The organism is Serratia sp. X10 (assembly GCF_017811775.1).
Taxonomy (GTDB): Bacteria; Pseudomonadota; Gammaproteobacteria; order Enterobacterales; family Enterobacteriaceae; genus Serratia; species Serratia ureilytica.
In genome coordinates, this window is sequence record NZ_JAEIOH010000002.1 from 122,243 (window position 1) to 144,089 (window position 21,847).

21 protein-coding genes are annotated in these 21,847 nt (G+C 62.9%); 15 read left to right on the forward strand and 6 right to left on the reverse strand.

Annotated features, from left to right (window positions below; all coding sequences use genetic code 11):
• The first annotated feature begins 47 nt into the window (after positions 1-47).
• The 6 genes from prmB to J9788_RS06100 all read left to right on the forward strand — a co-directional run bounded on the left by prmB (position 48) and on the right by J9788_RS06100 (position 4,738).
• Entirely contained in the window at positions 48-980 is a 933-nt protein-coding gene (prmB, locus tag J9788_RS06075; RefSeq protein WP_004936224.1) for a 50S ribosomal protein L3 N(5)-glutamine methyltransferase, read from the forward strand.
• Between the two features lie 65 nt (positions 981-1,045).
• The gene (aroC, locus tag J9788_RS06080; RefSeq protein ID WP_033643909.1) at positions 1,046-2,131 is read left to right on the forward strand and encodes a chorismate synthase; all 1,086 of its coding nucleotides are present in this window, start codon (positions 1,046-1,048) and stop codon (positions 2,129-2,131) included.
• 5 nt (positions 2,132-2,136) lie between these two features.
• Positions 2,137-2,964 (forward strand): penicillin-insensitive murein endopeptidase, encoded by an 828-nt coding sequence (gene mepA / locus J9788_RS06085; protein WP_025303719.1) that lies wholly within the window; start codon positions 2,137-2,139, stop codon positions 2,962-2,964.
• A gap of 3 nt (positions 2,965-2,967) precedes the next feature.
• Positions 2,968-3,774 carry a sulfite exporter TauE/SafE family protein gene (locus J9788_RS06090; RefSeq protein ID WP_182264097.1) on the forward strand — a complete coding sequence of 269 codons (807 nt, stop codon included), beginning with the start codon at positions 2,968-2,970 and terminating at the stop codon, positions 3,772-3,774.
• Between the two features lie 92 nt (positions 3,775-3,866).
• Complete coding sequence (locus tag J9788_RS06095; protein ID WP_046896290.1) at positions 3,867-4,424, forward strand: elongation factor P hydroxylase; 558 nt, start codon at positions 3,867-3,869, stop codon at positions 4,422-4,424.
• 32 nt (positions 4,425-4,456) lie between these two features.
• Positions 4,457-4,738 carry a YfcL family protein gene (locus J9788_RS06100; RefSeq protein WP_182264098.1) on the forward strand — a complete coding sequence of 94 codons (282 nt, stop codon included), beginning with the start codon at positions 4,457-4,459 and terminating at the stop codon, positions 4,736-4,738.
• A gap of 40 nt (positions 4,739-4,778) precedes the next feature.
• Here J9788_RS06100 and mnmC read toward each other — a convergent pair whose 3' ends face one another.
• A complete protein-coding gene (gene mnmC, locus J9788_RS06105; RefSeq protein WP_182264099.1) occupies positions 4,779-6,800 on the reverse strand; it encodes a bifunctional tRNA (5-methylaminomethyl-2-thiouridine)(34)-methyltransferase MnmD/FAD-dependent 5-carboxymethylaminomethyl-2-thiouridine(34) oxidoreductase MnmC in 2,022 nt (673 codons plus the stop codon).
• 170 nt (positions 6,801-6,970) lie between these two features.
• Here mnmC and fabB point away from each other — a divergent pair, with 170 nt between their 5' ends.
• Together fabB and J9788_RS06115 are read left to right on the forward strand one after the other, a co-directional pair.
• Positions 6,971-8,191 carry a beta-ketoacyl-ACP synthase I gene (gene fabB / locus J9788_RS06110; protein ID WP_004936203.1) on the forward strand — a complete coding sequence of 407 codons (1,221 nt, stop codon included), beginning with the start codon at positions 6,971-6,973 and terminating at the stop codon, positions 8,189-8,191.
• Positions 8,192-8,403: 212 nt separating this feature from the next.
• Positions 8,404-8,625, forward strand: a complete 222-nt coding sequence (locus J9788_RS06115) for a hypothetical protein (protein ID WP_004936201.1) — start codon at positions 8,404-8,406, stop codon at positions 8,623-8,625.
• Between the two features lie 51 nt (positions 8,626-8,676).
• Here J9788_RS06115 and apbE read toward each other — a convergent pair whose 3' ends face one another.
• A complete protein-coding gene (gene apbE, locus J9788_RS06120) occupies positions 8,677-9,708 on the reverse strand; it encodes an FAD:protein FMN transferase ApbE (protein WP_046896291.1) in 1,032 nt (343 codons plus the stop codon).
• A gap of 152 nt (positions 9,709-9,860) precedes the next feature.
• On the opposite strand from apbE, the gene J9788_RS06125 reads away from it, so the two are divergent.
• Positions 9,861-10,973, forward strand: a complete 1,113-nt coding sequence (locus tag J9788_RS06125; RefSeq protein WP_046896292.1) for an SLC13 family permease — start codon at positions 9,861-9,863, stop codon at positions 10,971-10,973.
• Here J9788_RS06125 and pepT read toward each other — a convergent pair.
• Complete coding sequence (gene pepT / locus J9788_RS06130) at positions 10,970-12,217, reverse strand: peptidase T (protein ID WP_182264100.1); 1,248 nt, start codon at positions 12,215-12,217, stop codon at positions 10,970-10,972. The genes J9788_RS06125 and pepT overlap by 4 nt on opposite strands.
• A gap of 218 nt (positions 12,218-12,435) precedes the next feature.
• Between pepT and J9788_RS06135 the strand changes: the two genes are divergently transcribed.
• Positions 12,436-13,332: an endonuclease/exonuclease/phosphatase family protein gene (locus J9788_RS06135; RefSeq protein WP_046896294.1), complete on the forward strand. Its 897-nt coding sequence runs from the start codon at positions 12,436-12,438 to the stop codon at positions 13,330-13,332.
• A gap of 27 nt (positions 13,333-13,359) precedes the next feature.
• Here the strand turns inward: J9788_RS06135 and J9788_RS06140 are convergent, their stop codons facing one another.
• Positions 13,360-14,793, reverse strand: coding sequence for a PLP-dependent aminotransferase family protein (locus tag J9788_RS06140; protein WP_182264101.1), 1,434 nt, complete (start codon positions 14,791-14,793; stop codon positions 13,360-13,362).
• Positions 14,794-14,886: 93 nt separating this feature from the next.
• Between J9788_RS06140 and J9788_RS06145 the strand changes: the two genes are divergently transcribed.
• Positions 14,887-15,342: a rhodanese-like domain-containing protein gene (locus J9788_RS06145; RefSeq protein ID WP_033643902.1), complete on the forward strand. Its 456-nt coding sequence runs from the start codon at positions 14,887-14,889 to the stop codon at positions 15,340-15,342.
• A 4-nt stretch (positions 15,343-15,346) separates the two neighbouring features.
• Here J9788_RS06145 and flk read toward each other — a convergent pair whose 3' ends face one another.
• The gene (flk, locus tag J9788_RS06150; protein ID WP_046896296.1) at positions 15,347-16,375 is read right to left on the reverse strand and encodes a flagella biosynthesis regulator Flk; all 1,029 of its coding nucleotides are present in this window, start codon (positions 16,373-16,375) and stop codon (positions 15,347-15,349) included.
• A 205-nt stretch (positions 16,376-16,580) separates the two neighbouring features.
• Here flk and J9788_RS06155 point away from each other — a divergent pair, with 205 nt between their 5' ends.
• The 4 genes from J9788_RS06155 to J9788_RS06170 are packed head-to-tail and all read left to right on the forward strand — an operon-like array spanning position 16,581 to position 20,232.
• A complete protein-coding gene (locus J9788_RS06155) occupies positions 16,581-16,940 on the forward strand; it encodes a hypothetical protein (protein WP_046896297.1) in 360 nt (119 codons plus the stop codon).
• 49 nt (positions 16,941-16,989) lie between these two features.
• The gene (locus J9788_RS06160; RefSeq protein ID WP_182264102.1) at positions 16,990-19,026 is read left to right on the forward strand and encodes a protein-disulfide reductase DsbD; all 2,037 of its coding nucleotides are present in this window, start codon (positions 16,990-16,992) and stop codon (positions 19,024-19,026) included.
• Entirely contained in the window at positions 19,023-19,739 is a 717-nt protein-coding gene (locus J9788_RS06165; RefSeq protein WP_094141798.1) for a DsbA family protein, read from the forward strand. Before J9788_RS06160 ends, J9788_RS06165 begins: the two co-directional genes overlap by 4 nt.
• Positions 19,732-20,232, forward strand: coding sequence for a protein disulfide oxidoreductase (locus J9788_RS06170; protein WP_046896300.1), 501 nt, complete (start codon positions 19,732-19,734; stop codon positions 20,230-20,232). Before J9788_RS06165 ends, J9788_RS06170 begins: the two co-directional genes overlap by 8 nt.
• Here the strand turns inward: J9788_RS06170 and J9788_RS06175 are convergent.
• On the reverse strand, positions 20,229-21,695 hold the full coding sequence (locus tag J9788_RS06175; protein WP_182264103.1) for a PLP-dependent aminotransferase family protein: 1,467 nt from the start codon (positions 21,693-21,695) through the stop codon (positions 20,229-20,231). The two genes, J9788_RS06170 and J9788_RS06175, sit on opposite strands and share 4 nt — an antisense overlap.
• Positions 21,696-21,847: the final 152 nt, after the last annotated feature.

The following is a 21,847-nucleotide window of genomic DNA, read 5'->3' on the forward strand; positions in this document are numbered from 1 at the left end:
AAACTATGCGGCTAAATCATGAAACACAGCGCCTGCCGGAGGGCAAATTGGACAAAATTTTCGTCGACGAAGCAGTGAACGAACTGCACACCATTCAAGATATGCTGCGCTGGACGGTAAGCCGTTTCAACGCCGCCAATATCTATTATGGTCACGGAACCGACAATCCGTGGGACGAAGCGGTGCAATTGGTGCTGCCAAGCCTGTTTCTGCCGTTGGACATTCCGGAGGACATGCATACCGCTCGTCTGACTTCCAGCGAGCGCCATCGCATCGTTGAGCGCGTGATCCGCCGCGTCAACGAGCGTATCCCGGTCGCCTACCTGACCAACAAGGCCTGGTTCTGCGGCATGGAATTCTACGTCGACGAACGCGTGCTGGTGCCGCGCTCGCCGATCGGCGAGTTGATCAACGATCGTTTCAGCGCGCTGATCCCGCACCCGCCGCGCCATATTCTCGACATGTGCACCGGCAGCGGCTGCATCGCCATCGCCTGTGGCTACGCTTTCCCGGAAGCGGAAGTGGACGCGGTGGACATCTCCAGCGACGTGCTGGCGGTGACCGAGCGCAATATTCAGGCGCACGGCGTCGAGCACCAGGTGATCCCGATCCGTTCCGATCTGTTCCGCGACGTTCCCGCGATCCAGTACGATCTGATCGTCACCAACCCGCCGTACGTCGATGCGGAAGACATGTCGGATCTGCCGCAGGAGTTCCGCTTTGAGCCGGAACTGGGGCTGGCGGCGGGCAGCGACGGCCTGAAGCTGGTGCGCCGCATCCTGGCCTGCGCGCCGGACTACCTGACCGACGACGGCGTGCTGATTTGTGAAGTGGGCAACAGCATGGTACATCTGATGGAACAATATCCGGACATCCCGTTCACCTGGCTGGAATTCGAAAACGGCGGCGACGGCGTGTTCATGCTGACCAAACAGCAGCTGGTGGATTGCAAGGATCACTTCAGCCTCTATCGCAGCTAAGCCGCATTTCCAAGGCCCGCATGGCGGGCCTCATAACGATAAAAGACTAACGGTAAGGAGCCGTGATGGCAGGAAACAGTATTGGGCAGATTTTCCGCGTCACCACCTTCGGTGAATCTCACGGGGTGGCGCTGGGTTGTATCGTCGACGGCGTGCCGCCCGGCATCCCGCTCACCGAAGCCGATTTGCAACACGATCTGGACCGCCGTCGTCCGGGCACCTCGCGTTACACCACCCAGCGCCGCGAACCGGATCAGGTGCGCATTCTCTCCGGCGTATTCGAAGGCGTGACCACCGGCACCAGCATCGGTCTGATCATTGAGAACACCGATCAGCGCTCGCAAGATTACAGCGCCATCAAAGACGTGTTCCGTCCAGGACATGCCGACTACACCTACGAACAGAAATACGGTCTGCGCGACTATCGCGGCGGCGGCCGCTCTTCGGCGCGTGAAACCGCCATGCGCGTCGCGGCGGGCGCTATCGCCAAGAAATACCTGCAGCAGAAATTCGGCGTGCAGGTGCGCGGCTATCTGGCGCAGATCGGCGACGTGACCTGCGAGCTGAAAGACTGGGATCAGGTCGAACAGAACCCGTTCTTCTGCCCGGATCCGGACAAGCTGGAAGCGCTGGACGAACTGATGCGCGCGCTGAAAAAAGAGGGCGACTCCATCGGCGCCAAGGTCAGCGTGATTGCGGAAAACGTGCCGGTTGGCCTGGGCGAGCCGGTGTTTGACCGCCTCGATGCCGATCTGGCGCACGCGTTGATGAGCATCAACGCGGTGAAAGGCGTGGAGATCGGCGACGGGTTCGCCGTGGTGACCAAACGCGGCAGCGAAAACCGCGATGAAATCACCCCGGAAGGCTTCCAGAGCAACCATGCCGGCGGCATTCTCGGCGGCATCAGCAGCGGCCAACCGGTGATCGCGCATCTGGCGCTGAAGCCAACCTCCAGCATCATGGTGCCGGGCCGCACCATCAATCGCCACGGGGAAGCGGTGGAAATGGTGACGCGCGGTCGCCACGATCCGTGCGTGGGTATCCGCGCCGTACCGATCGCCGAAGCGATGATGGCGATCGTGTTGATGGATCACCTGTTGCGCCAGCGTGCGCAAAACGGTGATGTGGTTTCCGACGTGCCTCGCTGGTAATCGCCATGAAAAACTGGATGTTGGGCCTGGTGGCCCTGACGGCCTCCGCTTCCGCCATGGCGCTGACGCCGTGGCAGAAAATCGACCATCCGGTGGCCGGCGCGCCGCAGGCGGTGGGCGGTTTCGCCAACGGCTGCATCATCGGCGCGCAGCCGTTGCCGCTGAATTCACCGGATTATCAGGTGATGCGTACCGACCAGCGCCGCTATTTCGGCCATCCGGATCTGCTGGCGTTCATACAGCGCCTCAGCAGCAAAGCGAACCAGAAAGCGCTGGGCACGGTGCTGATCGGCGACATGGCGATGCCGGCCGGCGGGCGCTTCAGCAGCGGCCACGCCAGCCATCAGTCTGGGCTCGATGTCGACATCTGGCTGCAGCTGCCGCGCCAACGCTGGAGCGCGCAGCAATTGCTCAAACCGCAGCCGATCGACCTGGTGTCGGGCGACGGCAAACAGGTGGTGGCGAGCCAATGGCAACCGCAGATTGAGTCGCTGATCAAACTGGCGGCGCAGGATGCGGACGTGACGCGCATCTTTGTCAACCCGGCGATCAAGCAGCGTCTGTGCCTGGACGCCGGCGCCGATCGCGCCTGGCTGCACAAGGTGCGGCCGTGGTTCGGCCACCGTGCGCACATGCACGTGCGTCTGCGTTGTCCGGCCGGCAGCCTGGAGTGCCAGGAGCAGGATACGCCGCCGCCGGGCGATGGCTGCGGTGCCGAACTGGCGAGCTGGTTCGTACCGCATCAGCCGAACGCGAAGCCGGGCAAACCCGTGCCGCCGCCGTTACCGCCGACCTGTCAGGCATTGCTGGATCACCATTTCTCAGCGGAATAACACATGGACTGGTTCGTCATTGGCCCCGAGATGCTCGGGGTGTTGTTTGCGGTAGCGCTGCTGGCGGGGTTTATCGACTCCATCGCCGGCGGCGGCGGATTACTGACGGTGCCGGCCTTGCTGGCAGTGGGGGTTCCTCCGGCGCAGGCGCTGGCGACCAATAAGCTGCAGTCGGTCGGCGGCTCCTTCTCCGCCAGTCTGTACTTCATTCGTCGGCGAGCGGTGAACCTCAACGACCAGAAGCTGACGATTTTTCTGACGCTGACCGGCTCGATCGCCGGCGCGATTCTGGTGCAGCATATGCGCGCCGATTTGCTGCGGCAGATGCTGCCGCTGCTGGTGATCGGCATCGGTCTCTATTTCTTGTTGATGCCGCGACTGGGTGAGGAAGATCGTCAACGCCGCCTCGGCGCCTTGCCGTTCGGGCTGGTGGCCGGCGGTTGCGTCGGGTTTTACGACGGTTTCTTCGGCCCCGGCGCCGGCTCATTCTACGCGCTGGCCTACGTAACGCTGTGCGGTTTCAACCTCGCCAAGTCCACGGCGCACGCCAAAGTGCTGAACTTTACCTCCAACGTCGGCGGGTTGGCGCTGTTCATCATCGGCGGCAAGGTGGTGTGGAGCATCGGTCTGGTGATGCTGGTGGGGCAGGTGCTGGGGGCGCGTCTGGGCGCACACATGGTGCTGACCCGCGGCCAGAAATTGATTCGGCCGATGATCGTGATCGTCTCGCTGGTGATGAGTCTCAAGCTGCTTTACGACAATCACGGCGCAGAGATTCAGCAGTGGTTGACGGCCTTCGCGCACGGTTGACGATGAAAATGGGCGCCGTTTATGCGCCCGTATCCCCCCGCCGGTTATCGGGTATAATGGCCTCTTTATTTTTGTGGTTATAGAGTTTTTTTATGTCAGACACGCAGACCCGCCATCACTATGAGCAGTTGATCGAGATCTTCAATCGCTGCTTCAGCGATGACTACAACACCCGCCTGGTGAAGGGCGACGACGAACCGATCTACCTGCCGGCCGACGATGAACTGCCGTATCACCGCATCGTGTTTGCCCACGGCTTCTACGCCAGCGGCCTGCACGAAATTTCGCACTGGTGCATCGCCGGTGACGCGCGCCGTCAATTGGTGGACTTCGGTTATTGGTATTGCCCGGATGGGCGGGACGCGCAGACCCAGAGCGAATTTGAAGCGGTAGAGGTCAAACCGCAGGCGCTGGAATGGATGTTCTGCGTGGCGGCCGGTTTCCCGTTCAACGTCAGCTGCGACAACCTGAACGGCGACTGCGAGCCGGATCGCATCGCGTTTCAACGCAAGGTGCGCGCCCGGGTATTGGCGCTGCTGGAGCAGGGAATACCCACAAGGCCTGCGCGCTTTATTCAGGCGTTGCAATCGTTCTACAATACGCCACCGTTGGCGGCCGAGCACTTTCCGTATCCGGAAGATCTCAACTGACGCCACAGCCCGTTATTTAATGAGGAAATTTGATGATCGCAGAATTTGAAGCGCGCATTTTGGCGCTGATTGATGACATGGTAGAGCACGCCAGCGATGATGAACTGTTTGCCGGTGGCTACCTGCGCGGTCATCTGACGCTGGCGGTGGCCGAGGCGGAAGAGCAGGGAGAACACACCGCCGAAGCGCTGAAAGCGCGGGTGGAGGATAGCCTGCACAAAGCGATCGCCGCCGGGGAACTCTCGCCGCCGGATCAGATCCTGGTGCGCGGCATGTGGGAAAACCTCTATCAGGCTGCAACCCCTGCCGCCTGATCGTCATGCCGGGGCGCGTCGCCGCGCCCCTCAAGGTTGATTAAACCGCACGTCCTTTCAGCAATTTCCGCACCCACATCCGATTCGGATTCAACGCCGCCAGCAGGCGTGCATCGCCCGGCAACGGCTCGCCGAACAGCTGCGCCGCCAAAATTTCCGCCGCCAACGGCGCCGAACACAAGCCGCGCGAGCCTAACCCGCCGATAGCGAACAGACCGGGATAGACCGGCGCATCGGCGACGGTTTCGCCGCGCTGGTTCTGCCGCTGCAAGTCCCGATACTGCGCCAGGGTGGCCTGATAGTCCGGCAGCGCGCCGACCATCGGCAGATGATCGCGAGTGGCGCTGCGCACGCCGCAGCGCGCCTGATGCGCGCTGACGTCCACCTGCTGCGGCCAGGCCTGCTCAGGCAGGCAGCGCAGCAGGCGCTCGCGGTTCTCCTGTTGCTCCTGCTCGCGGTAGTCGGTGGCGGTGTCGCCGCGTTGGTAGCTGGCGCCGATGCAGTGGTGGCCGTTGTTGGCGTTGACCGGCGTCAGGTAGCCGTCGTAACACAATACCTGTTTCAATTGACCGAGGGCCGGCGAGCTTGGGATATGCGACACCTGCCCGCGTACCGAATACAGCGGCAGAGCTTCCGTCGGCGCCAGCTCGGCCAACCGATGGCCGTTGGCCAGGATCACCGTGGCATGGCGCCGGCTGTCGCCGTTGGCGAAATCGATGCGCCAGCCGTTTTCTTCCTGGGTCAGCGCCTGCGCATCGTGCCGGTAGTGGCAGACCAAGCCCTGACGCTGCGCCAGCGCGATAGCGCCGCGCGTCAGTTCGGCCGGGCAAAGCCAGCCGCCTAGCGGGTAGGTGATGCCGCCAAAGCCGGTATCGACGCCGCACCGTTCGCTGAGCGTCTCGCGGTCGGCCGCCATCGCCAAGGCCTGCGGCCAGTCGGTTTGCAGCATATTGGCGATCTTGGCGCCGCTCTTTTCGTCATAGGCCAACTGGCTGACGCCGCACCACTGGTGATCAAAGGCGACGCCTTGTTGCAACAGGGCATCGTACTGGCGGCGGGCGAAGGGAAACGCAGCGCTGAAAAAGCTCTCCAGCGCGTCGCCGCTGCCGTTGAGCAAAGGATAAATCGCACCCTGGCGGTTGCCGGATGCGCCCTCGGCCGCCTGCTCATCGGCGCAGTACAGCGTGACGGTGGCGCCGCGGCGCAGCAAGGCCAGCGCGGTGAGCGCGCTGGCGACGCCGCCGCCGATCAGGGCGATGTCGGCGGTGTTGTCCGCCGCCGGGCGTCGATACCAGGGCGCCGGATGTGCGGCGGGCTGCGCATCGGCCGGGAGCTCGCCGGCGAGCATCTCACGCTTTTGGCCGAAGCCTTTGCAGCGGTTGACCTGAAAACCGGCCTGTTGCAAGCCGCGGCGCACGAAGCCGGCGGCGGTAAAGGTGGCGAAGCTGCCTCCCGGCCGGGCGAAACGCGCCATGGAGGCGAACAGTTGATCGGTCCACATGTCGGGGTTTTTTGCCGGCGCGAAACCGTCGAGGAACCAGGCATCCACCTGGTTATTCATGCTGGCGTCAAACTGCGGCAGCAGATCGTTGACGTCGCCGAACCACAGATCGAGCGTAATGCGGCCTTCGGCTAACAGCAGGCGATGGCAACCCGGCAACGGCAGCGGCCACTGGGCGCGCAGCTCGTCGGCATAAGGCGCCAACTCCGGCCAGCGCGCATGCGCCGCCGCCAGGTCAGCCTGCTGCAGGGGGAATTTTTCGAAGCTGATAAAGTGCAGGCGCTGCAGCGTTGCGTCCGGCTCGGCCTGGCGAAAGCCGGCGAAGGCCTGCCACAGCGTGAGGAAATTGAGTCCGGTGCCGAACCCGGTTTCCGCCACGACAAACAGCGAGCGCGGATGGGCGGCGAAACGTTGCGGCAGCCGATTGCCGTGCAGGAAGACGTAGCGGGTTTCTTCCAGCCCATCCTGATTGGAAAAATAGACGTCATCAAACTGTTTCGAAACAGGTGTACCCTGTTCGTTCCAGGTTAGCGTTGCGGTTTGGATGGGGGCGTGGTTCACGGTCAATGGCTCGAAATTCAAGGGATGCCGCGAATTCTAACGGCGCTGGCGCCCCGGCGCAAACTGGACAACAATAAAGCTGAAAAACGCTGATCGGACTTGTTCGGCTTACATCTGTACGCTAAAGTGCGATGCAAAATCCCGTAGGTAAATAGTGGAAGAGGTATTGAATGAAACGTGCAGTGATTACTGGCCTGGGAGTTGTCTCCAGCATTGGTAATAACCAGCAGGAGGTCCTGGCAAGCCTGCAGGAAGGACGTTCTGGGATCACTTTCTCCCAGGAGCTGAAAGATTCCGGCATGCGTAGTCACGTATGGGGGCAAGTTAAGCTCGACACTACCGGCCTGATCGACCGCAAGGCGGTGCGTTTCATGAGCGACGCTTCCATCTATGCCTTCCTGGCGATGCAAGAAGCGATCGCGTCTTCCGGCCTGAAGGAAGAAGAGTATCAAAACAACCCGCGCGTAGGCCTGATCGCCGGTTCTGGCGGCGGTTCTCCGCGCTTCCAGGTGTTTGGCGCCGATGCGATGCGCAGCCCGCGCGGTCTGAAAGCGGTTGGCCCGTACGTGGTGACCAAGGCCATGGCTTCCGGCGTTTCCGCCTGCCTGGCAACGCCGTTCAAAATCCACGGCGTGAACTACTCCATCAGCTCCGCTTGTGCGACCTCCGCGCACTGCATCGGCAACGCGGTTGAGCAAATCCAGCTGGGCAAACAGGACATCGTGTTCGCCGGCGGCGGCGAAGAGCTGTGCTGGGAAATGGCCTGCGAGTTCGACGCGATGGGCGCGCTGTCCACCAAGTACAACGACACGCCGGAAAAAGCGTCCCGCACCTATGACGCCGATCGTGACGGTTTCGTCATCGCCGGCGGCGGCGGCATGGTGGTGGTTGAAGAGCTGGAGCACGCGCTGGCGCGCGGCGCGCACATCTATGCGGAAATCGTCGGCTACGGCGCGACTTCCGACGGCGCCGACATGGTTGCCCCTTCGGGCGAAGGCGCAGTGCGCTGCATGAAGATGGCGATGCAGGATCTGGATGCGCCGATCGATTACATCAACGTGCACGGCACCTCTACGCCAGTAGGCGACGTGAAAGAGCTGGGCGCCATTCGTGAAGTGTTCGGCGACAATACCCCGGCCATCTCCTCCACCAAGGCGATGACCGGCCACTCGCTGGGCGCCGCGGGCGTGCAGGAAGCGATCTACAGCCTGCTGATGCTGGAGCACGGCTTTATCGCGCCGAGCATCAACATCGAAACCCTGGATGAACAGGCGGTCGGCATGAACATCGTGACTCAGCCGACCCAGCGCGAGCTGACCACCGTGATGTCCAACAGCTTCGGCTTCGGTGGCACCAACGCCACGCTGGTGATGCGCAAACTGGCGAAATAATTCCGCCGGCGCGTCATTCCGCTAACAAGCCCGCGTTTTCGCGGGCTTTTTACTGCCCGAAGCCCACCGGCCGGGCGCTCGGAGTTTTCCCAAATCACATCCCCTGACACATCATTACCTCGCCATTACACGCGTTGGGCATACAATAGCCAGGTAGCGTGATTATCGCTCGGCGTAGCTTTCTAAAGTGATCGAACATTGAGGCAAGAAGTATGAAAAAGTTAATTGCGGTTGGGTTACTGTCGGCCGTATTGGCCGGATGCGCCACCGATTCTCCCTGCGTGCCGGTCTACGATGACCAGGGGCGTCTGGTGCACACCAACACCTGTATGAAGGGCACCACTCAGGATAACTGGGAAACCGCGGGCGCGATCGCCGGCGGCGCGGCGGCGGTTGCCGGTCTGACCCTCGGTATCATCGCGCTGACCAAGTGATCGGCGCGGAACAGGAATAAGCCCGGCCATTGCGCGCCGGGCTTTTTTATCTCACTGCACTAAAAATGCTTTGAACTGCGGCGTCATCACGGCGCTGAAACCGTCGTCGGTTTTGCTGATCAGGTAGACCGCCAGCCCTTTCTCTTCTGCAAGCTGCAACGCTTTCTCCGGGCCCAGCACCATCAAGCCGGTATCCCAGCCGTCGGCCTCGAGCGCGGTCGGGGCGATCACCGTGGCGGAAACCAGCCGGTGGCTGATCGGCCTGCCGGTGGTCGGATCGATGACATGGGAGTAACGCTGGCCGTTTTGTTCGAAGTAGTTGCGGTAGCTGCCGGCGGTGCTGATGCCGTAACCGTGCAGATCCACCAGCGCCTGCACTGCGTTTTCACGGTCAGTCGGCTTTTGGATCGCCACCCGCCAGGGTTTGCCCTGGCCGTTGACGCCGCGCGAAGAGACCGCGCCGCCTACCGACACCAGGTAGTTGGTAATGCCGTGACGGTTCATCAGGCGCACCAGCTCATCGGCGCCATAGCCTTCGCCCAGCGTCGAGAGATCGACATACATGCCCGGCAGATCTTTTTGCAGCCACTCCCCGCGACTGTCGCTGATCAGCTTCAGGTGCTGCAGGCCGATGTTCTGCTTCGCCGCGTCGATCTGCGCCTGTTCCGGCACCTTGACCGGATGCTTGTCTGGGCCAAATCCCCACAGGTTCACCAGTGGGCCGACGGTGATGTCCATGGCGCCGCCGGTATCGCGGCCGATGCGTTGGGCCATCAATACGATATCCGCCATGCCGCGCGGGATAGGCTGCGGCTCGAGGCTGGCGCTGCGGTTAAACCGCGATAGCACCGAATCGGCGCGGTAGGTAGAGATATCGTCGTTGGCCCGTTCGAGCACCGTGTCGATCTGCCGCTGCAGCTCTTGTTTGCCGATCGCGACGTCACCGCTGACCTTAACGCTGTAGAAGGTGCCCATGGTCTTGCCGTCGATATCGATTTGCGGGCGAGAGGCGGGATCGTCGCAGGCGGCGAGCAGGGCGCATAAGGCGCTGAGCAACGCCCCTTTGGCGAGCAGGGAAGCCATAACATGTCCTTTGAAACCGTGAAAGCCGCTACAAATAAAGTAAAGCGCGGCAAATGAAAAGCGAATAAAGGTAAAATAGCATTTTGCTGGCGCTGAAGCCGCGTCTGAGCTAACGTCTGCCCATTCTTTTCGGTGAGGTTCACACTGCCGCTATGAGTTCAACCGCCATTTCTCGGCTTATCCACCCCTTTGTCAAAGATCGCTTCTTGCATGCATTGCTGCTGGCCGGCGTGGCGATGTTCGCTTTTCATCCGCAACCGCTGTCGGCGCTGGGTGGTTTCATCGACGGCCGTACCCTCATCACCCTGTTGGGGCTGATGCTGCTGACCAAAGGGGTGGAGGTCAGCGGCTACTTCGATTTTGTCGGCCGCAAGATTATCAACCGCTTGCACAGCGAACGGCGGCTGGCGCTGTTCCTGGTGTTTTCCGCCGCGCTGCTGTCGTCGTTTCTTACCAACGATGTGGCGCTGTTTATCGTCATTCCGCTCACCATCACGCTGAAAAAGCTGTCGGCGCTGCCCGTTGGCCGCTTGATCATCTTCCAGGCGCTGGCGGTGAACGCCGGTTCGTTGCTGACGCCGATCGGCAACCCGCAAAATATCCTGCTGTGGAGCCGCTCCGGCCTCTCTTTCCTCGGTTTCATCGGCCAGATGGCGCCGTTTGGCGTCGCAATGATGTTGAGCCTGCTGGTGCTGACTTGGTTCAGCTTCCCGGCGCGCGACATCGTGAAAACGCCGAATACCGAGGGGTATCCCTACCAGCGGCCGCTGTTGCTGAGCTGTGTCGGGCTGTATGCGGTTTTCCTGCTGTGTCTCGATTTCGATCTGCCGTTGTACGGGCTGCTGGCGGTGTTCGTCGGTTTCTTGCTGCTGGCGCGCCGAGTGCTGTTGCAGATCGACTGGAGTCTGATTTTCGTGTTCGCCGCCATGTTCATCGATGTCGGCCTGTTTACCCGTTTGCCGCCGCTTCAGCCGGCGTTCGCCGCCATCGCCGGGCTGAGCGAGGGGAGCGTGTATGCGTTGGGCGTCGGGCTATCGCAGATCGTCAGCAACGTGCCGGCCACCATACTGTTGCTCAACTATGTGCCCTCCAGCGCTCAGCTGGCCTATGCGGTCAACGCCGGCGGCTTCGGGTTGGCGATCGGATCGCTCGCCAACCTGATTGCGCTGCGCATGGCGGGGGAGCGCAAGATCTGGTTGCGCTTCCACTATTATTCGCTGCCGCTGTTGGTATGGGCCGCGTTGCTCGGCTGGGTGATGAGCTAAGCCGGTTGGCCGCTTTGCCGCGCGGCCAGCAGGCAAATGCTGCGGGTTACCTGATAGGATTTCACGAAGGCGCTGACGGGTAAAAACTCGAAGCGCGAGTGAAAGTTATGCGCGCCGGTGAAGTAATTGGGCGTCAGGATGCCGCGGCTGGAGAGCGCCGCGCCGTCGGTGCCGCCGCGCATCGGGATCACCTTCGGCGGGATGCCGTGGGCGGCGAGGGCGCCGAAGATCAGATCGATGGCGCGCCGGTCCTCGCCGATGGCGTTGCTGATGTTGCTGTAGATGTCGCTGATGCTGCAGCTGACGTTGGCCCGCGGATAGTTGGCCGCCACCTGGCGCACCGTTTCCTCAAGGCGGGCCTTGCGCGCCTCGAACGCCGCGCGATCGAAGTCGCGAATCGACACCTTCAGCGTCGCCTGATTGGCGTTGGCGGCCAGATCGGTGAACCAGAAATAGCCCTCGCGCCCTTCGGTGTGCTCCGGAGTATCCTGCACATCGAATCGGTTAATGATGTCGTTGGCGATGCGTATCGGGTTGATTAATACGTTTTTCGCCGACATCGGGTGGGCGGTCACCCCCTCGATGCGGATCTCCGCCGCCGCCGCGTTGAAATTCTCGTACACCACTTCACCCAGTTCGCAGCAGTCGATGGTGTAGGCGAAATCGACGGGGAAACGCTGCAGATCCAGCGCCTTGGCGCCGCGCAGGCCAATTTCTTCGTCCGGCACGAACGCCACCACGATATCGCCGTGGCGATCGGCCGCGGTCAGGTTGGCCAGCAGCGTCATCACCACGGTGACCGCCGCCTTATTGTCGGCGCCCAGCACGCTGGTGCCGTCGCTGAACAGGATCTCTTCGTTCCGGTAGGGCAGGATCTCCGGATGCTCGGCGGTACGCAGCCAGATGTCCTGCTCGGCATTCAGGCATAAATCCTCGCCGGTGAAGCGCAGGCGCTGCGGGCGAATTTCGGGCGACAGGCCGACGTCCACGGTGTCGATATGCGTGATGAAGCCGATGCGCGGCGCGCCGGGTTGGGTGCCGGGCTTGCGGGCGGTCACGGTGGCGTGCTCGTCGATCTGCACGTCGGCCAGGCCGAGCCGGCGCAGCTCGTCCGCCAACAGTTGCGCCATCTCATGCTGCCCCGGCGTGCTGGGCAGGGCGGTTGCGGCGGCGTCGCTCTGGCTGGTCACCGCCAGATAGCGGAAGAAACGTTCGGTAAGCTGTTCGGCAATCGGGCTGGTCATCGGAACTCCTCGCGGTTGGCAATCTACCGGTTTTAAAACGAAATCAGCCGATTGTCCAACGGCGCAATGCGTAAACCGCCAGAATGCGAAGAATCGCGCAGAAACGAAAAATAGCGGTGCAACCAGGAAAATAGTCGCAGGTTTCTGCGGCAAAATCGGTGTTAGCTGTGGGCCGGGAAGCGCCCGCATAACACTTATCTGTCCCTCAAGGAGAATTCATGCACACCGGTCACGCTTTGCTCATCACCTTACTGTCTCTGGGCATCTCTCACAGCGCCTGGTCGTCCGCCGATACCGGGCACGCCAACAGCAACGCCAACAGCCGCGAGGTGGCCAGCGCGTTGGGCGGCCTGAAGAACAAAACCTACGAACTGGAACAGGCGCCGAAGATCCGTGTCGCCAGCTTCAATATCGCCGCCGGCAAGGTCAGCGACATGACCGCCATCGCCAAGGCGATTCGCGCGATGAACGTCGACGTGGTGGCGCTGCAGGAGGTGGATAAACTCACCGCCCGCAGCGGGCGGGTCGATCAGGCGGCGGAACTGGCGAAGCTGACCGGCATGCAGGCGGTGTTCGGCCGGGCGATCGATTTCGACGGCGGTGAATACGGCCTGGCGTTTCTCTCGAAGTATCCGCTGCACGACGCCGCGATCTATCCGTTGCCGTCCGGCCAGCGCGAGCAGCGCATCGTCTTCAGCGCCAAGGTCGATGTGCCGGAGTTCCCGACGCCGATCACCCTGTTCAACACCCATCTCGACACCAAGGAAGATCCGACGATGCGTCTGGATCAGGTGCGGGAGCTGAACGATCGCACCATCGAAGTGCGCGGCATCAAACTGCTGTTCGGCGACATGAACGACGTGCCGGGCAGCGTCACCTGGCTGGAGCTGAGCCGCTATTGGAACGACATCATGCCGGACGGGCAGGACGGCCGCAGCTGGCCGGCGGAAAACGCCGAAATCAAGGTGGATTACATCTTTAGCGGCAATGCGCAGCGTTGGCATCTTGACAGCCTGACGGTGCCGAACGCCAGCGGCGATTGGAACGGCGTGCACTGGCCGGCGGTGAGCGATCACCTGCCGCTGGTGGCGGAGATGCGCCTGACCGAGCAATAAACCGGCCGGTGTCTCTTCGGGGCAGGGCTAAGCCGCGGCGATCCGAGCCAGCCGCTCGACGGCGCTGCGGATCTCGCCCGGCGTCAGGGCCGAAAAACCCAGCAGCCATCCGTCTCGCTGGGCCTGAACCGTTTGGTATTGCGCCGTTAACCCGGGCGTAAGGACGCCGAGCCGCCGCGCCTGTTGGCTGAGTGCCGCCTCCCGGCCGGGCGGCAGCCAAACGCTGAGCTGCAGGCCGCCGGCGGCGGGAGCGGCCGTGGCGAAGTGGCTCAGCTTTTCGCGCACTTCCGTCAGCAGCACATCGCGCCGGCTGTGATAGAGCTGGCGCATGTAGCGAATATGCGCGGCGAAGTGCCCCTGGCGGATGAACTCGGCGGTCACTGCCTGCATCAATTGCGCGCTGTGGCCGTCATAGACCGTGCGCGCGGTGACGAAGGGAGCGACCAGCGCGGGCGGCACGATCAGGTACGCCAGCCGCAGCGAAGGGAACAACGATTTGGAGAAGGTGCCGAGATAGAGCACCCGGCCATGGCGATCCAGGCCTTGCATCGCCGGGATCGGCAGCCCGTCGTAGTGAAACTCGCTATCGTAATCGTCCTCGATGATCCAGGCCTGTTGCCGCTCCGCCAGCGCCAGCAACGCCAAGCGGCGCGCCAGGCTGAGCGCCGCGCCGGTCGGGTATTGGTGCGAGGGCGTCAGATAAATCAAACGCGGATCGGGCAAGGAAGGTTCTGCTTGCAGGCCGTCGCCGTCTACCGCCACCGGCGTCAGCGTGGCGCCGGCGCTGATAAAGGCGTTTCTCGCCCCGGCGTAACCCGGCTCTTCCATCCAGACACCCTCACCGCTGTCCAACAGTAAGGTGGCGATCATTTGCAGCGCCTGCTGCGAACTGGTCAGCACGATAACCTGGCTCGCATCGCAGACTACGCCGCGCGTTTGGTTGACGTGGGCGGCAATCGCTTCGCGCAGCGGCAGATAGCCTTGCGGATCGCCGTAGCGCAGCAGGCTTTCTCCCTGCAGGCGCAAGCGTTGCGCGGTCAACTGCTTCCACAAGGCCAGCGGAAACGCGCGCAGGTCCGGCGAGCCGGCAGCGAAGGCCTGAGGGTGCTGCGGATCGCGGCAGCCGCCGGTTTGCACGATCTGTTGGCCGCGCCGCGAAAGGCGCGGCATGGCGGTGCGGGTCGCCGGCGGCGGCGATTTGGCGATGCGGATAGCCACATATGTGCCCTGGCCGACGCGGCGCTGCAAATACCCTTCCGCCTCCAACTGGCCGTAGGCGGCTTCGACGGTCACCCTTGAGAGGTTCAGATCCCCAGCCAGCACTCGGCTGGAGGGCAGCCGTTGTCCGACGCTCAATGCGCCGCGGTGGATGGCCTGCCGCAATGCCGCACACAGACGTTCGCGCAGCGTGCCGATGGCCTGGGGCGATTGCTGAAACAGCGTGATCAGCGTGTGCCGCATAATGGGTCTTATCATGAGTAAAAAATGGGTATCAATCATAAGACCAAAATCGGGCACTATTGTCATCTGTCTTGAAAAACGGGAGTGAGTGATATGTCGAAAGAATCCTTGGTGCTGGCCTTTCCGCCGGCAGCGCCGGAAGAGAGCCTGGCCTATCTGGCGGCCAAGCTGAGCCGCTATGCGGATGCCTGGGACGTGGCGGAAGATTTGCGCAATGGCGTGGACGGGATGGTGGTGATCGACACCCGTGCGGAGGCGCTGTACGCCGCCGGGCATATCCCCGGCGCGCTCAGCTTGCCGCATCGCCTGATGGATGAAGCCGGCACGGCGCACCTGGATCGCCAAAAGGTGTATGTGACCTACTGCGACGGCATCGGCTGCAACGGTTCCACCAAAGGCGCCTACAAGCTGGCGAAGTTGGGGTTCAGGGTGAAGGAGTTGATTGGCGGGCTGGATTTCTGGCTGCGCGACGGCCATCCGTTGGCTATCGGCGAACTGCCGGGGTCACTGCGCTCCCGGGCGGCCGCAGCGGACTGCGGCTGCGCCTGAGGCGTTAAAACACCAGCGCCAGCACGACGGCCAACGCCAGCAGCAGCAGGATCAGCGCCACGGCGGGCTTGCTCAGCGCTTTTTGCAGCGGCAGAGGCAGGGCGGCGATTAGCGGGTTGAGCAGCGGCTGCGGTTCAACAGGAGGGCTGGCGATCGGCTGCGCCTGGCCGGCTTTCTCCAGGCGGCGGGCAAACAGCTGATGAATGGCGTCGCTCATTTGCGGATGCGTCAGCGGCGCGTTGGCGCCGCAGTTGAAGCGCGTCTGGCAATAGTCGTTCATCTGCTGCAGTTCTTGCTCATCCGCCGGCTGTTTGAGCGCCGCCAGCAGGTTGTTAAGCGTTGGCGCGTTCTGCGGGCTGAGCGCCACCTTCACCTGTAAAAACTGGTTCAGCAGCTGGAAGTGGCGTGCCGGCAGCGGATCGTTGGTTTTCACGCCCGCCAGATCGAACAGCGTTTGCCAAATTTTAGCCGGCGCTTCACCGGTCGCGGCGCTGAGTTTGGTGACCTGCTGCTGCAGGCTTTGATGCTCTGCGGGCAGCAGCGGGCGATCGCTGGTGGCGGTTTGCTGCGGTTGGGGAATGGTCAGGCCGCCGGTCTGCAACAGATTCAGCACCTGCTGCAGCTGTGGTGGGCTTAACTGGCTCAACACCGTATGGCCGAACCGTTGACGAATAAAGTCACTGACCGCCTGGCGATTATTGCCCTGCGGCAGCAACTCGGCCAGCTGTTGCAGCAGTTGGCGCCCGGCATGGTTTTGCTGCGCCTGCGTCAGGCGCGTTTGCAGCAGCTGTTCCGCCGGTTGAAAATGGCGCGCCAGCAGTTCGCCGCCTTTGTCGGCGCCGAGATCGTGACGCAGAGACGCCCAGATCTCCGCCGATTTTACCGGGCTGAGCGTCATGATTTTCACGATCAGTTTTTCCAGCGTCGTGCGCTGCGCCGGAGAGAGGGGTTGATCGTCAGTGGCCGCCGTTTTGCCCGGGGAAGGGGGGCGCTCGCCGGCGATTGGGGTGCCCGGCCCACTCAAAGGTTGCATATCACCAGTCCTTCGCTGTGTATCCCCGCAGTGTGTCTGGAGGAGAGAATCGTCATCGTACCCGGCGAAAAGCGCAGGCTTACCCTCTATGATACCTGTAATTCGCCGCCATCAATACCGCCGCTCAGACATTTCTTTACCGACAAAACGTTGCTAATCGCGTCTGCGCCGCTAAGATAACCCCAGATCTGAACATGAGGATGGCATGGTTAAACGGCAGCGGATTGCAAAATGGTTTTTATGCCTGGCTTGCCTGGTGGTGCTGACGTGCATGACCCAGCGCATGGCGGGCCTGCATGCGCTGCAGCAAACGCTGGGGATCCCGGCCGCTACCGCCGTTCAATCCAGCGACGCCGCCGAAGCGCAGCCGACGCCCTGTGAACTGAGCGCCAAATCATTGCTGGCCGCGCCGCCGGTAATGTTCGAAACCGTGCTGTTCGGGCTGGGCCTGCTGCTGGCGCTGTTGGCGCCGAGCATTGCCGCGCGTCTGCGCATTCCTCCTCCTCGCGCCATTTCTCCGCCCACCCTCAGGGTGCACCTTCGATTATGCGTCTTCCGTGAATGAGTTAATCGCCCGTTTTTCGCGGTGAATTAATCATTTATGGAGAATTAACATGTTGAAAATTATCAGGCTGGCCTGCGCTTGCCTGTTTATGCTGTGGCTGCCCGCCTTGCAGGCGGCGGACAGCGGCTGGTTGCAAAATCCGGCCAACGATCATGCCAAGGTGCGGCTGCGCGCCGACACGTCACAGCCGGGAGAGACCCGTCTGCTGCTGTCGGTCGAGCTGCAAAAAGGCTGGAAAACCTACTGGCGTTCCCCGGGCGAAGGCGGCATCGCGCCGGCTATCGTCTGGCAAGGCCACCCGCCGCCGGCGACCTGGCACTGGCCGACGCCGCAGCGTTTCGAGGTGGCCGGCATTTCCACCCAGGGCTATCACGATCGGGTCACGCTGCCGATCGTGATGCCAGGCCCGGTATCCGGCCCGTTGGCGGGCACTCTGACGTTGTCCACCTGCAGCAATGTCTGCATTCTGACCGACTACCCGTTCAGCCTGGATCTGACGGCGCCGAACGATCCGCAGTTTAACCACGACTTCGCGCAGGCGATGGGACAGGTGCCGATCGCCGCCGGGTTGACGGAGAACGTCAAGGCCGGGTATCGCAGCGGCGAGCTGCAGATTGCCGCCGAACGCGCCGCCGGTTGGCAGCGGCCCGCGCTGTTCTTCGATACGCTGGCGGATGCCGATCTCGGCAAGCCGCAGGTTGAAACCGACGGCGATCGGTTGCTGGCGCGAGTCCCGGTCAGCGATGGCTGGGGAGAGGCGGCACCGGATCTGCGCGGAAAAACGCTGACGCTGGTGATCGACGACGGCGGCATGGCGCAGCAGATTACGCTGCCGATTGGCGAGCCGCTGGCTGCGCCCGCCGGTGCGGCGTTCCCGTTATGGCAGGCGGTATTGATGGCGCTGGCGGGCGGGGTGATCCTCAATCTGATGCCGTGCGTCCTGCCGGTGTTGGGCATCAAGCTCGGTTCCATCCTGCAGGTGGAGCGGCGCGATCGGCGCAGCATACGGCTGCAGTTCCTGGCGTCGTCGCTGGGTATTGTCGCCTCGTTTATGGCGTTGGCCTTGCTAATGACGCTGCTGCGGCTCGGCAACCACGCGCTCGGCTGGGGCATTCAGTTCCAGAATCCGTGGTTTATCGGCTTTATGGTGCTGGTGACGCTGCTGTTCAGCGCCAACCTGTTTGGCCTGTTTCATCTGCGCCTCTCGTCCGATCTGAACACGTCGCTGGCCACCCATAACGGGCACGGCCTGAGCGGCCATTTCTGGCAGGGCGCCTTCGCCACGCTGCTGGCGACGCCGTGCTCGGCGCCGTTTCTCGGCACGGCGGTGGCCTTCGCGCTGGCGGCGTCGCTGCCGGTGCTGTGGGGCATGTTCATCGCGCTCGGCATCGGCATGAGTCTGCCGTGGTTGCTGATCGCCGCCTGGCCTTCGCTGGCGCTGCGCTTGCCGCGCCCCGGCCGCTGGATGAATACCGTCAAGCTGGCGATGGGGTTGTTGATGCTGGCGTCGTCGCTGTGGCTGCTGAGCCTGCTGAGCAATCATATCGGCATGCAGGCCACGCTGTGGCTGGGGGCGCTGGCGCTGCTGGCGTTGCTGCTGGCGGTGTGGCGTCAGCAGGGGGCGCGCTTGGCGGTCAAGCTGGCGGCGGGCACTGTGGTGCTGGCGGGTGTGGCCTTGCTGGCCGGTTCGCTGACCGCCGGTCTGTGGTGCCAGCCGTTGCAGGATCGGGTTCAGTGGCAACCGCTGAGCGAACAGGCGATCGCCGAGGCGCTGGCGCAACATAAACGGGTGTTCGTCGACGTGACCGCTGACTGGTGCGTGACCTGTAAAGCCAACAAATTCAATGTGCTGCTGCGCGATGACGTACAGCGGGCGTTGAGCGCTGATGACGTGGTCGCGCTGCGCGGCGACTGGAGCCGCCCGTCGGCCGACATCAGCGCCTTCCTGCAAAAGCGCGGCAGCGTCGCCGTGCCTTTCAACCAAATCTATGGCCCCGGCAGCCCGGACGGCGAGGTGTTATCCCCGCTGTTGACCCGTGACGCCGTGCTGCAAACGCTTTCCCATGCCAAAGGAACCGAACAATGAAAAAGCTACTGATTTTACTGATGATCATCGCCGCCCCGGTGTGGGCCGCCGAGCCTTTCACCCCGGCGCAAGAGGCGCGTATCAAAGAGATGATCCGCGAAACGCTGGTGTCCAACCCGGACATTCTGGCGCAGGCGGTGGATGCCTGGCAGCAGCAAACCGCAGGCCAGCAAATCAGCCAGGCTATCAAGCAGAATGCCAAAACGCTGTATCAGGATCCGGCCAGCCCGCGCCTGGGCGCCGCCAACGCCAAACTGACGCTGGTGACCTTTACCGACTATAACTGCCCGTACTGCAAGCGGTTTGATCCGATGCTGGAGAAAATCGTCAAGCAATACCCGGATGTGGCGCTGGTGGTGAAGCTGTTGCCGTTCAAGGGCGAAAGTTCGGTCAGTTCGGCGCGCGTGGCGCTCACCACCTGGCAGCAGCACCCGGAGCAATTCTGGGCCTTGCATCAGCGGTTGATGGCGAAAAAGGGCTTCCACGACAACGCCAGCATCGCCGCCGCGCAGGAGAAAACCGGCGTCAAGGCGGTGGCGCCGAGCGAACAGAGCATGACCACGCTGCGCACCAATATGGCGTTGGCGGAACAACTGGGCGTACAAGGGACGCCGGCGACGCTGATCGGCGATCGGATGCTGCCAGGGGCGGTGTCCTATGAAGAGCTGGAAACGATGGTGAAGCAGCAGCTGGCGAAGGCCAACCATGGCTAAGCTCAAGCGCTGGGGGCGCGAGTTGCTGCTGCTGGCGCTGATCGCACTGGCGGTGATCACGGTGATGGATTGGCTGAACGCGCCGCAGGCGCCGCCGGCCTTCGATGCCCAGACGCTGACCACGTTGGACGGCGAGCGCGTGTCGTTGGCGCAGCTCAGTCATGAGCGGCCGCTGCTGGTTTACTTCTGGGCCAGCTGGTGCGGCGTTTGTCGTTTCACCACGCCGGACGTCGCCCGTTTGCAGGCGGCGGGCGGCAACGTGCTGACCGTCGCGCTGCGATCGGGCGACGATACCCAGGTGAAACAGTGGCTGGCGCGCAAACGGCTGGCGCTGCCGGTGGTCAACGATCCGGCCGGCGCGCTGTCGGCGCAGTGGCGGATTGGCGTGACGCCGACCTTCGTGGTGGTCTCGCAGGGCAAGGTGGTGCAGAGCACCACCGGCTGGACCAGCTACTGGGGAATGAAGCTGCGGCTGTGGTGGGCCGCCGTCTAACCGGCGTTTTTCTCTGCTATCACTTCCTCAATCGCCCGGCCCAGCCGGGCGATGCCTTCTTCAATCTGCGGCGGCGAGTTGGCGGCGAAGTTTAGCCGCAGACTGTGCGCGCCCAGCTGTTCCTGGGCATAAAAGCATTCGCCGCGCGCGAAAGTGACGCCGTGCCGCCAGGCCACCGGCATCAGCTCGGTGGTAGTCACCGCCTCCGGCAGCGTCAGCCAGATAAACAAGCCGCCTTGCGGCGTTTCGAAACGGCACCCCGGCGGCAACCGCCGCTGCAACGCGTCGATCATCACTTCCAGATGCAGGCGATAGACGCGCCCGGCGCGCCGCAGCTGCTTGTCGTAACGGCCGACGGTGACAAACGCGTCCAGCGCCCGCTGGATCAGGCTGGAACTGGTGAAGCTGTCAACGTGCTTGCGCCGCGCGAAGCGCTGATAGTGCTCGCTGTCCGCCACCAGATAGCCGATGCGCATGCTGGGCAGCAGCATTTTGGAGAAGGTGCTGACGTAGATCACCGCGCCCGGCTGCGCCAGCGCACGCAGCGACGGCAGCTGTTTGCCCTGGTAACGCAGATCGCCGACGAAATCGTCCTCCAGGATCACCACGCCGGCCCGTTGGGCGATCGCCAGCAGGCGCCGCCGGCGAGCTTCGCTCAGGCAACGGCCGGTCGGGTTGTGGAAGTTGGGGATGGTGTAGATCAATTTGGGGCGGTGGCGTTCCAGCAACTCGGGCAATCGTTCGACCAGCATGCCGTAGCGATCGCCGGGCACGGTAACGATATTGATGCGGTGCTGGCGCAGCAGGCCCAGCGCTTCGGCGTAGGTCGGTTCTTCGACGATCACCGTATCGCCCGGCGCCAGCAGGCTTTGCACCACCAGGCTGATGGCATGCTGCGAGCCGTTGGTGATCAGCACCTGTTCCGCCTGCGTGGGGATGCCCTGTGCGCTGAGGATGCGGCTCAGCGTATCGCGCAGCGGGTAGTAGCCGCAGTATTCGCCGTAGCTGAAGGCCTCTTCCGCGTGGCGGCTGAGCACCGACAGCAGCACTTTGCGAAATGCCTCCAGTGGGAACACCTTAGGGCTGCCGACGCCGGCGGCGAAGTTGATCAGCCCCTCCGGCAGCGGGGCGTCGGCATAGCCGTCCAGCCGCGAGGTGAGGGTGGTGAAGCTCTCCAGCGGGAAGGGGGCATCGCTGGTCGGCCGGGCCGGGCGCGTTTGCGTCTGCGGGTGCGCAACATAGGCGCCGCTGCCGCGTCGCTGGTGCAAAAAGCCCTTGGCCGCCAGTTCGGCATAGGCGTTATCCACCGTCAAACGGCTGACCGCCAATTCGGCCGCCAGCGTGCGCGTCGAGGGCAGCTTGTCGCCATCCACGAACACGCCGGTGAGGATGGCGCGCCGCAGCGCTTCTTCGATCTGTAAATAGAGCGGAACGTCCTGCTCGCGATCTAACGGAATGTGCATGCGAAATTGGCCCGGTTAGGGAGAGAGCTTTTTACTATACCCCATGTCAACAGGGCTTCAAGCGCAGAAAAGTGGCCTGCATGACAAGGCCGAAAAGTGGCTATAGTGAGAAAAAATGGCCGCGTTACACTGTGCGCCTGAGCATTTATGTC

Coding starts and splice junctions, on each gene's coding strand:
- aroC (WP_033643909.1), top strand. CDS start 1,046: ATGGCAGGAAACAGTATTGGGCAGATTTTCCGCGTCACCACCTTCGGT.
- mepA (WP_025303719.1), top strand. CDS start 2,137: ATGAAAAACTGGATGTTGGGCCTGGTGGCCCTGACGGCCTCCGCTTCC.
- J9788_RS06090 (WP_182264097.1), top strand. CDS start 2,968: ATGGACTGGTTCGTCATTGGCCCCGAGATGCTCGGGGTGTTGTTTGCG.
- J9788_RS06095 (WP_046896290.1), top strand. CDS start 3,867: ATGTCAGACACGCAGACCCGCCATCACTATGAGCAGTTGATCGAGATC.
- J9788_RS06100 (WP_182264098.1), top strand. CDS start 4,457: ATGATCGCAGAATTTGAAGCGCGCATTTTGGCGCTGATTGATGACATG.
- fabB (WP_004936203.1), top strand. CDS start 6,971: ATGAAACGTGCAGTGATTACTGGCCTGGGAGTTGTCTCCAGCATTGGT.
- J9788_RS06115 (WP_004936201.1), top strand. CDS start 8,404: ATGAAAAAGTTAATTGCGGTTGGGTTACTGTCGGCCGTATTGGCCGGA.
- apbE (WP_046896291.1), bottom strand. CDS start 9,708: ATGGCTTCCCTGCTCGCCAAAGGGGCGTTGCTCAGCGCCTTATGCGCC.
- J9788_RS06125 (WP_046896292.1), top strand. CDS start 9,861: ATGAGTTCAACCGCCATTTCTCGGCTTATCCACCCCTTTGTCAAAGAT.
- pepT (WP_182264100.1), bottom strand. CDS start 12,217: ATGACCAGCCCGATTGCCGAACAGCTTACCGAACGTTTCTTCCGCTAT.
- J9788_RS06135 (WP_046896294.1), top strand. CDS start 12,436: ATGCACACCGGTCACGCTTTGCTCATCACCTTACTGTCTCTGGGCATC.
- J9788_RS06140 (WP_182264101.1), bottom strand. CDS start 14,793: ATGCGGCACACGCTGATCACGCTGTTTCAGCAATCGCCCCAGGCCATC.
- J9788_RS06145 (WP_033643902.1), top strand. CDS start 14,887: ATGTCGAAAGAATCCTTGGTGCTGGCCTTTCCGCCGGCAGCGCCGGAA.
- flk (WP_046896296.1), bottom strand. CDS start 16,375: ATGCAACCTTTGAGTGGGCCGGGCACCCCAATCGCCGGCGAGCGCCCC.
- J9788_RS06155 (WP_046896297.1), top strand. CDS start 16,581: ATGGTTAAACGGCAGCGGATTGCAAAATGGTTTTTATGCCTGGCTTGC.
- J9788_RS06160 (WP_182264102.1), top strand. CDS start 16,990: ATGTTGAAAATTATCAGGCTGGCCTGCGCTTGCCTGTTTATGCTGTGG.
- J9788_RS06165 (WP_094141798.1), top strand. CDS start 19,023: ATGAAAAAGCTACTGATTTTACTGATGATCATCGCCGCCCCGGTGTGG.
- J9788_RS06170 (WP_046896300.1), top strand. CDS start 19,732: ATGGCTAAGCTCAAGCGCTGGGGGCGCGAGTTGCTGCTGCTGGCGCTG.
- J9788_RS06175 (WP_182264103.1), bottom strand. CDS start 21,695: ATGCACATTCCGTTAGATCGCGAGCAGGACGTTCCGCTCTATTTACAG.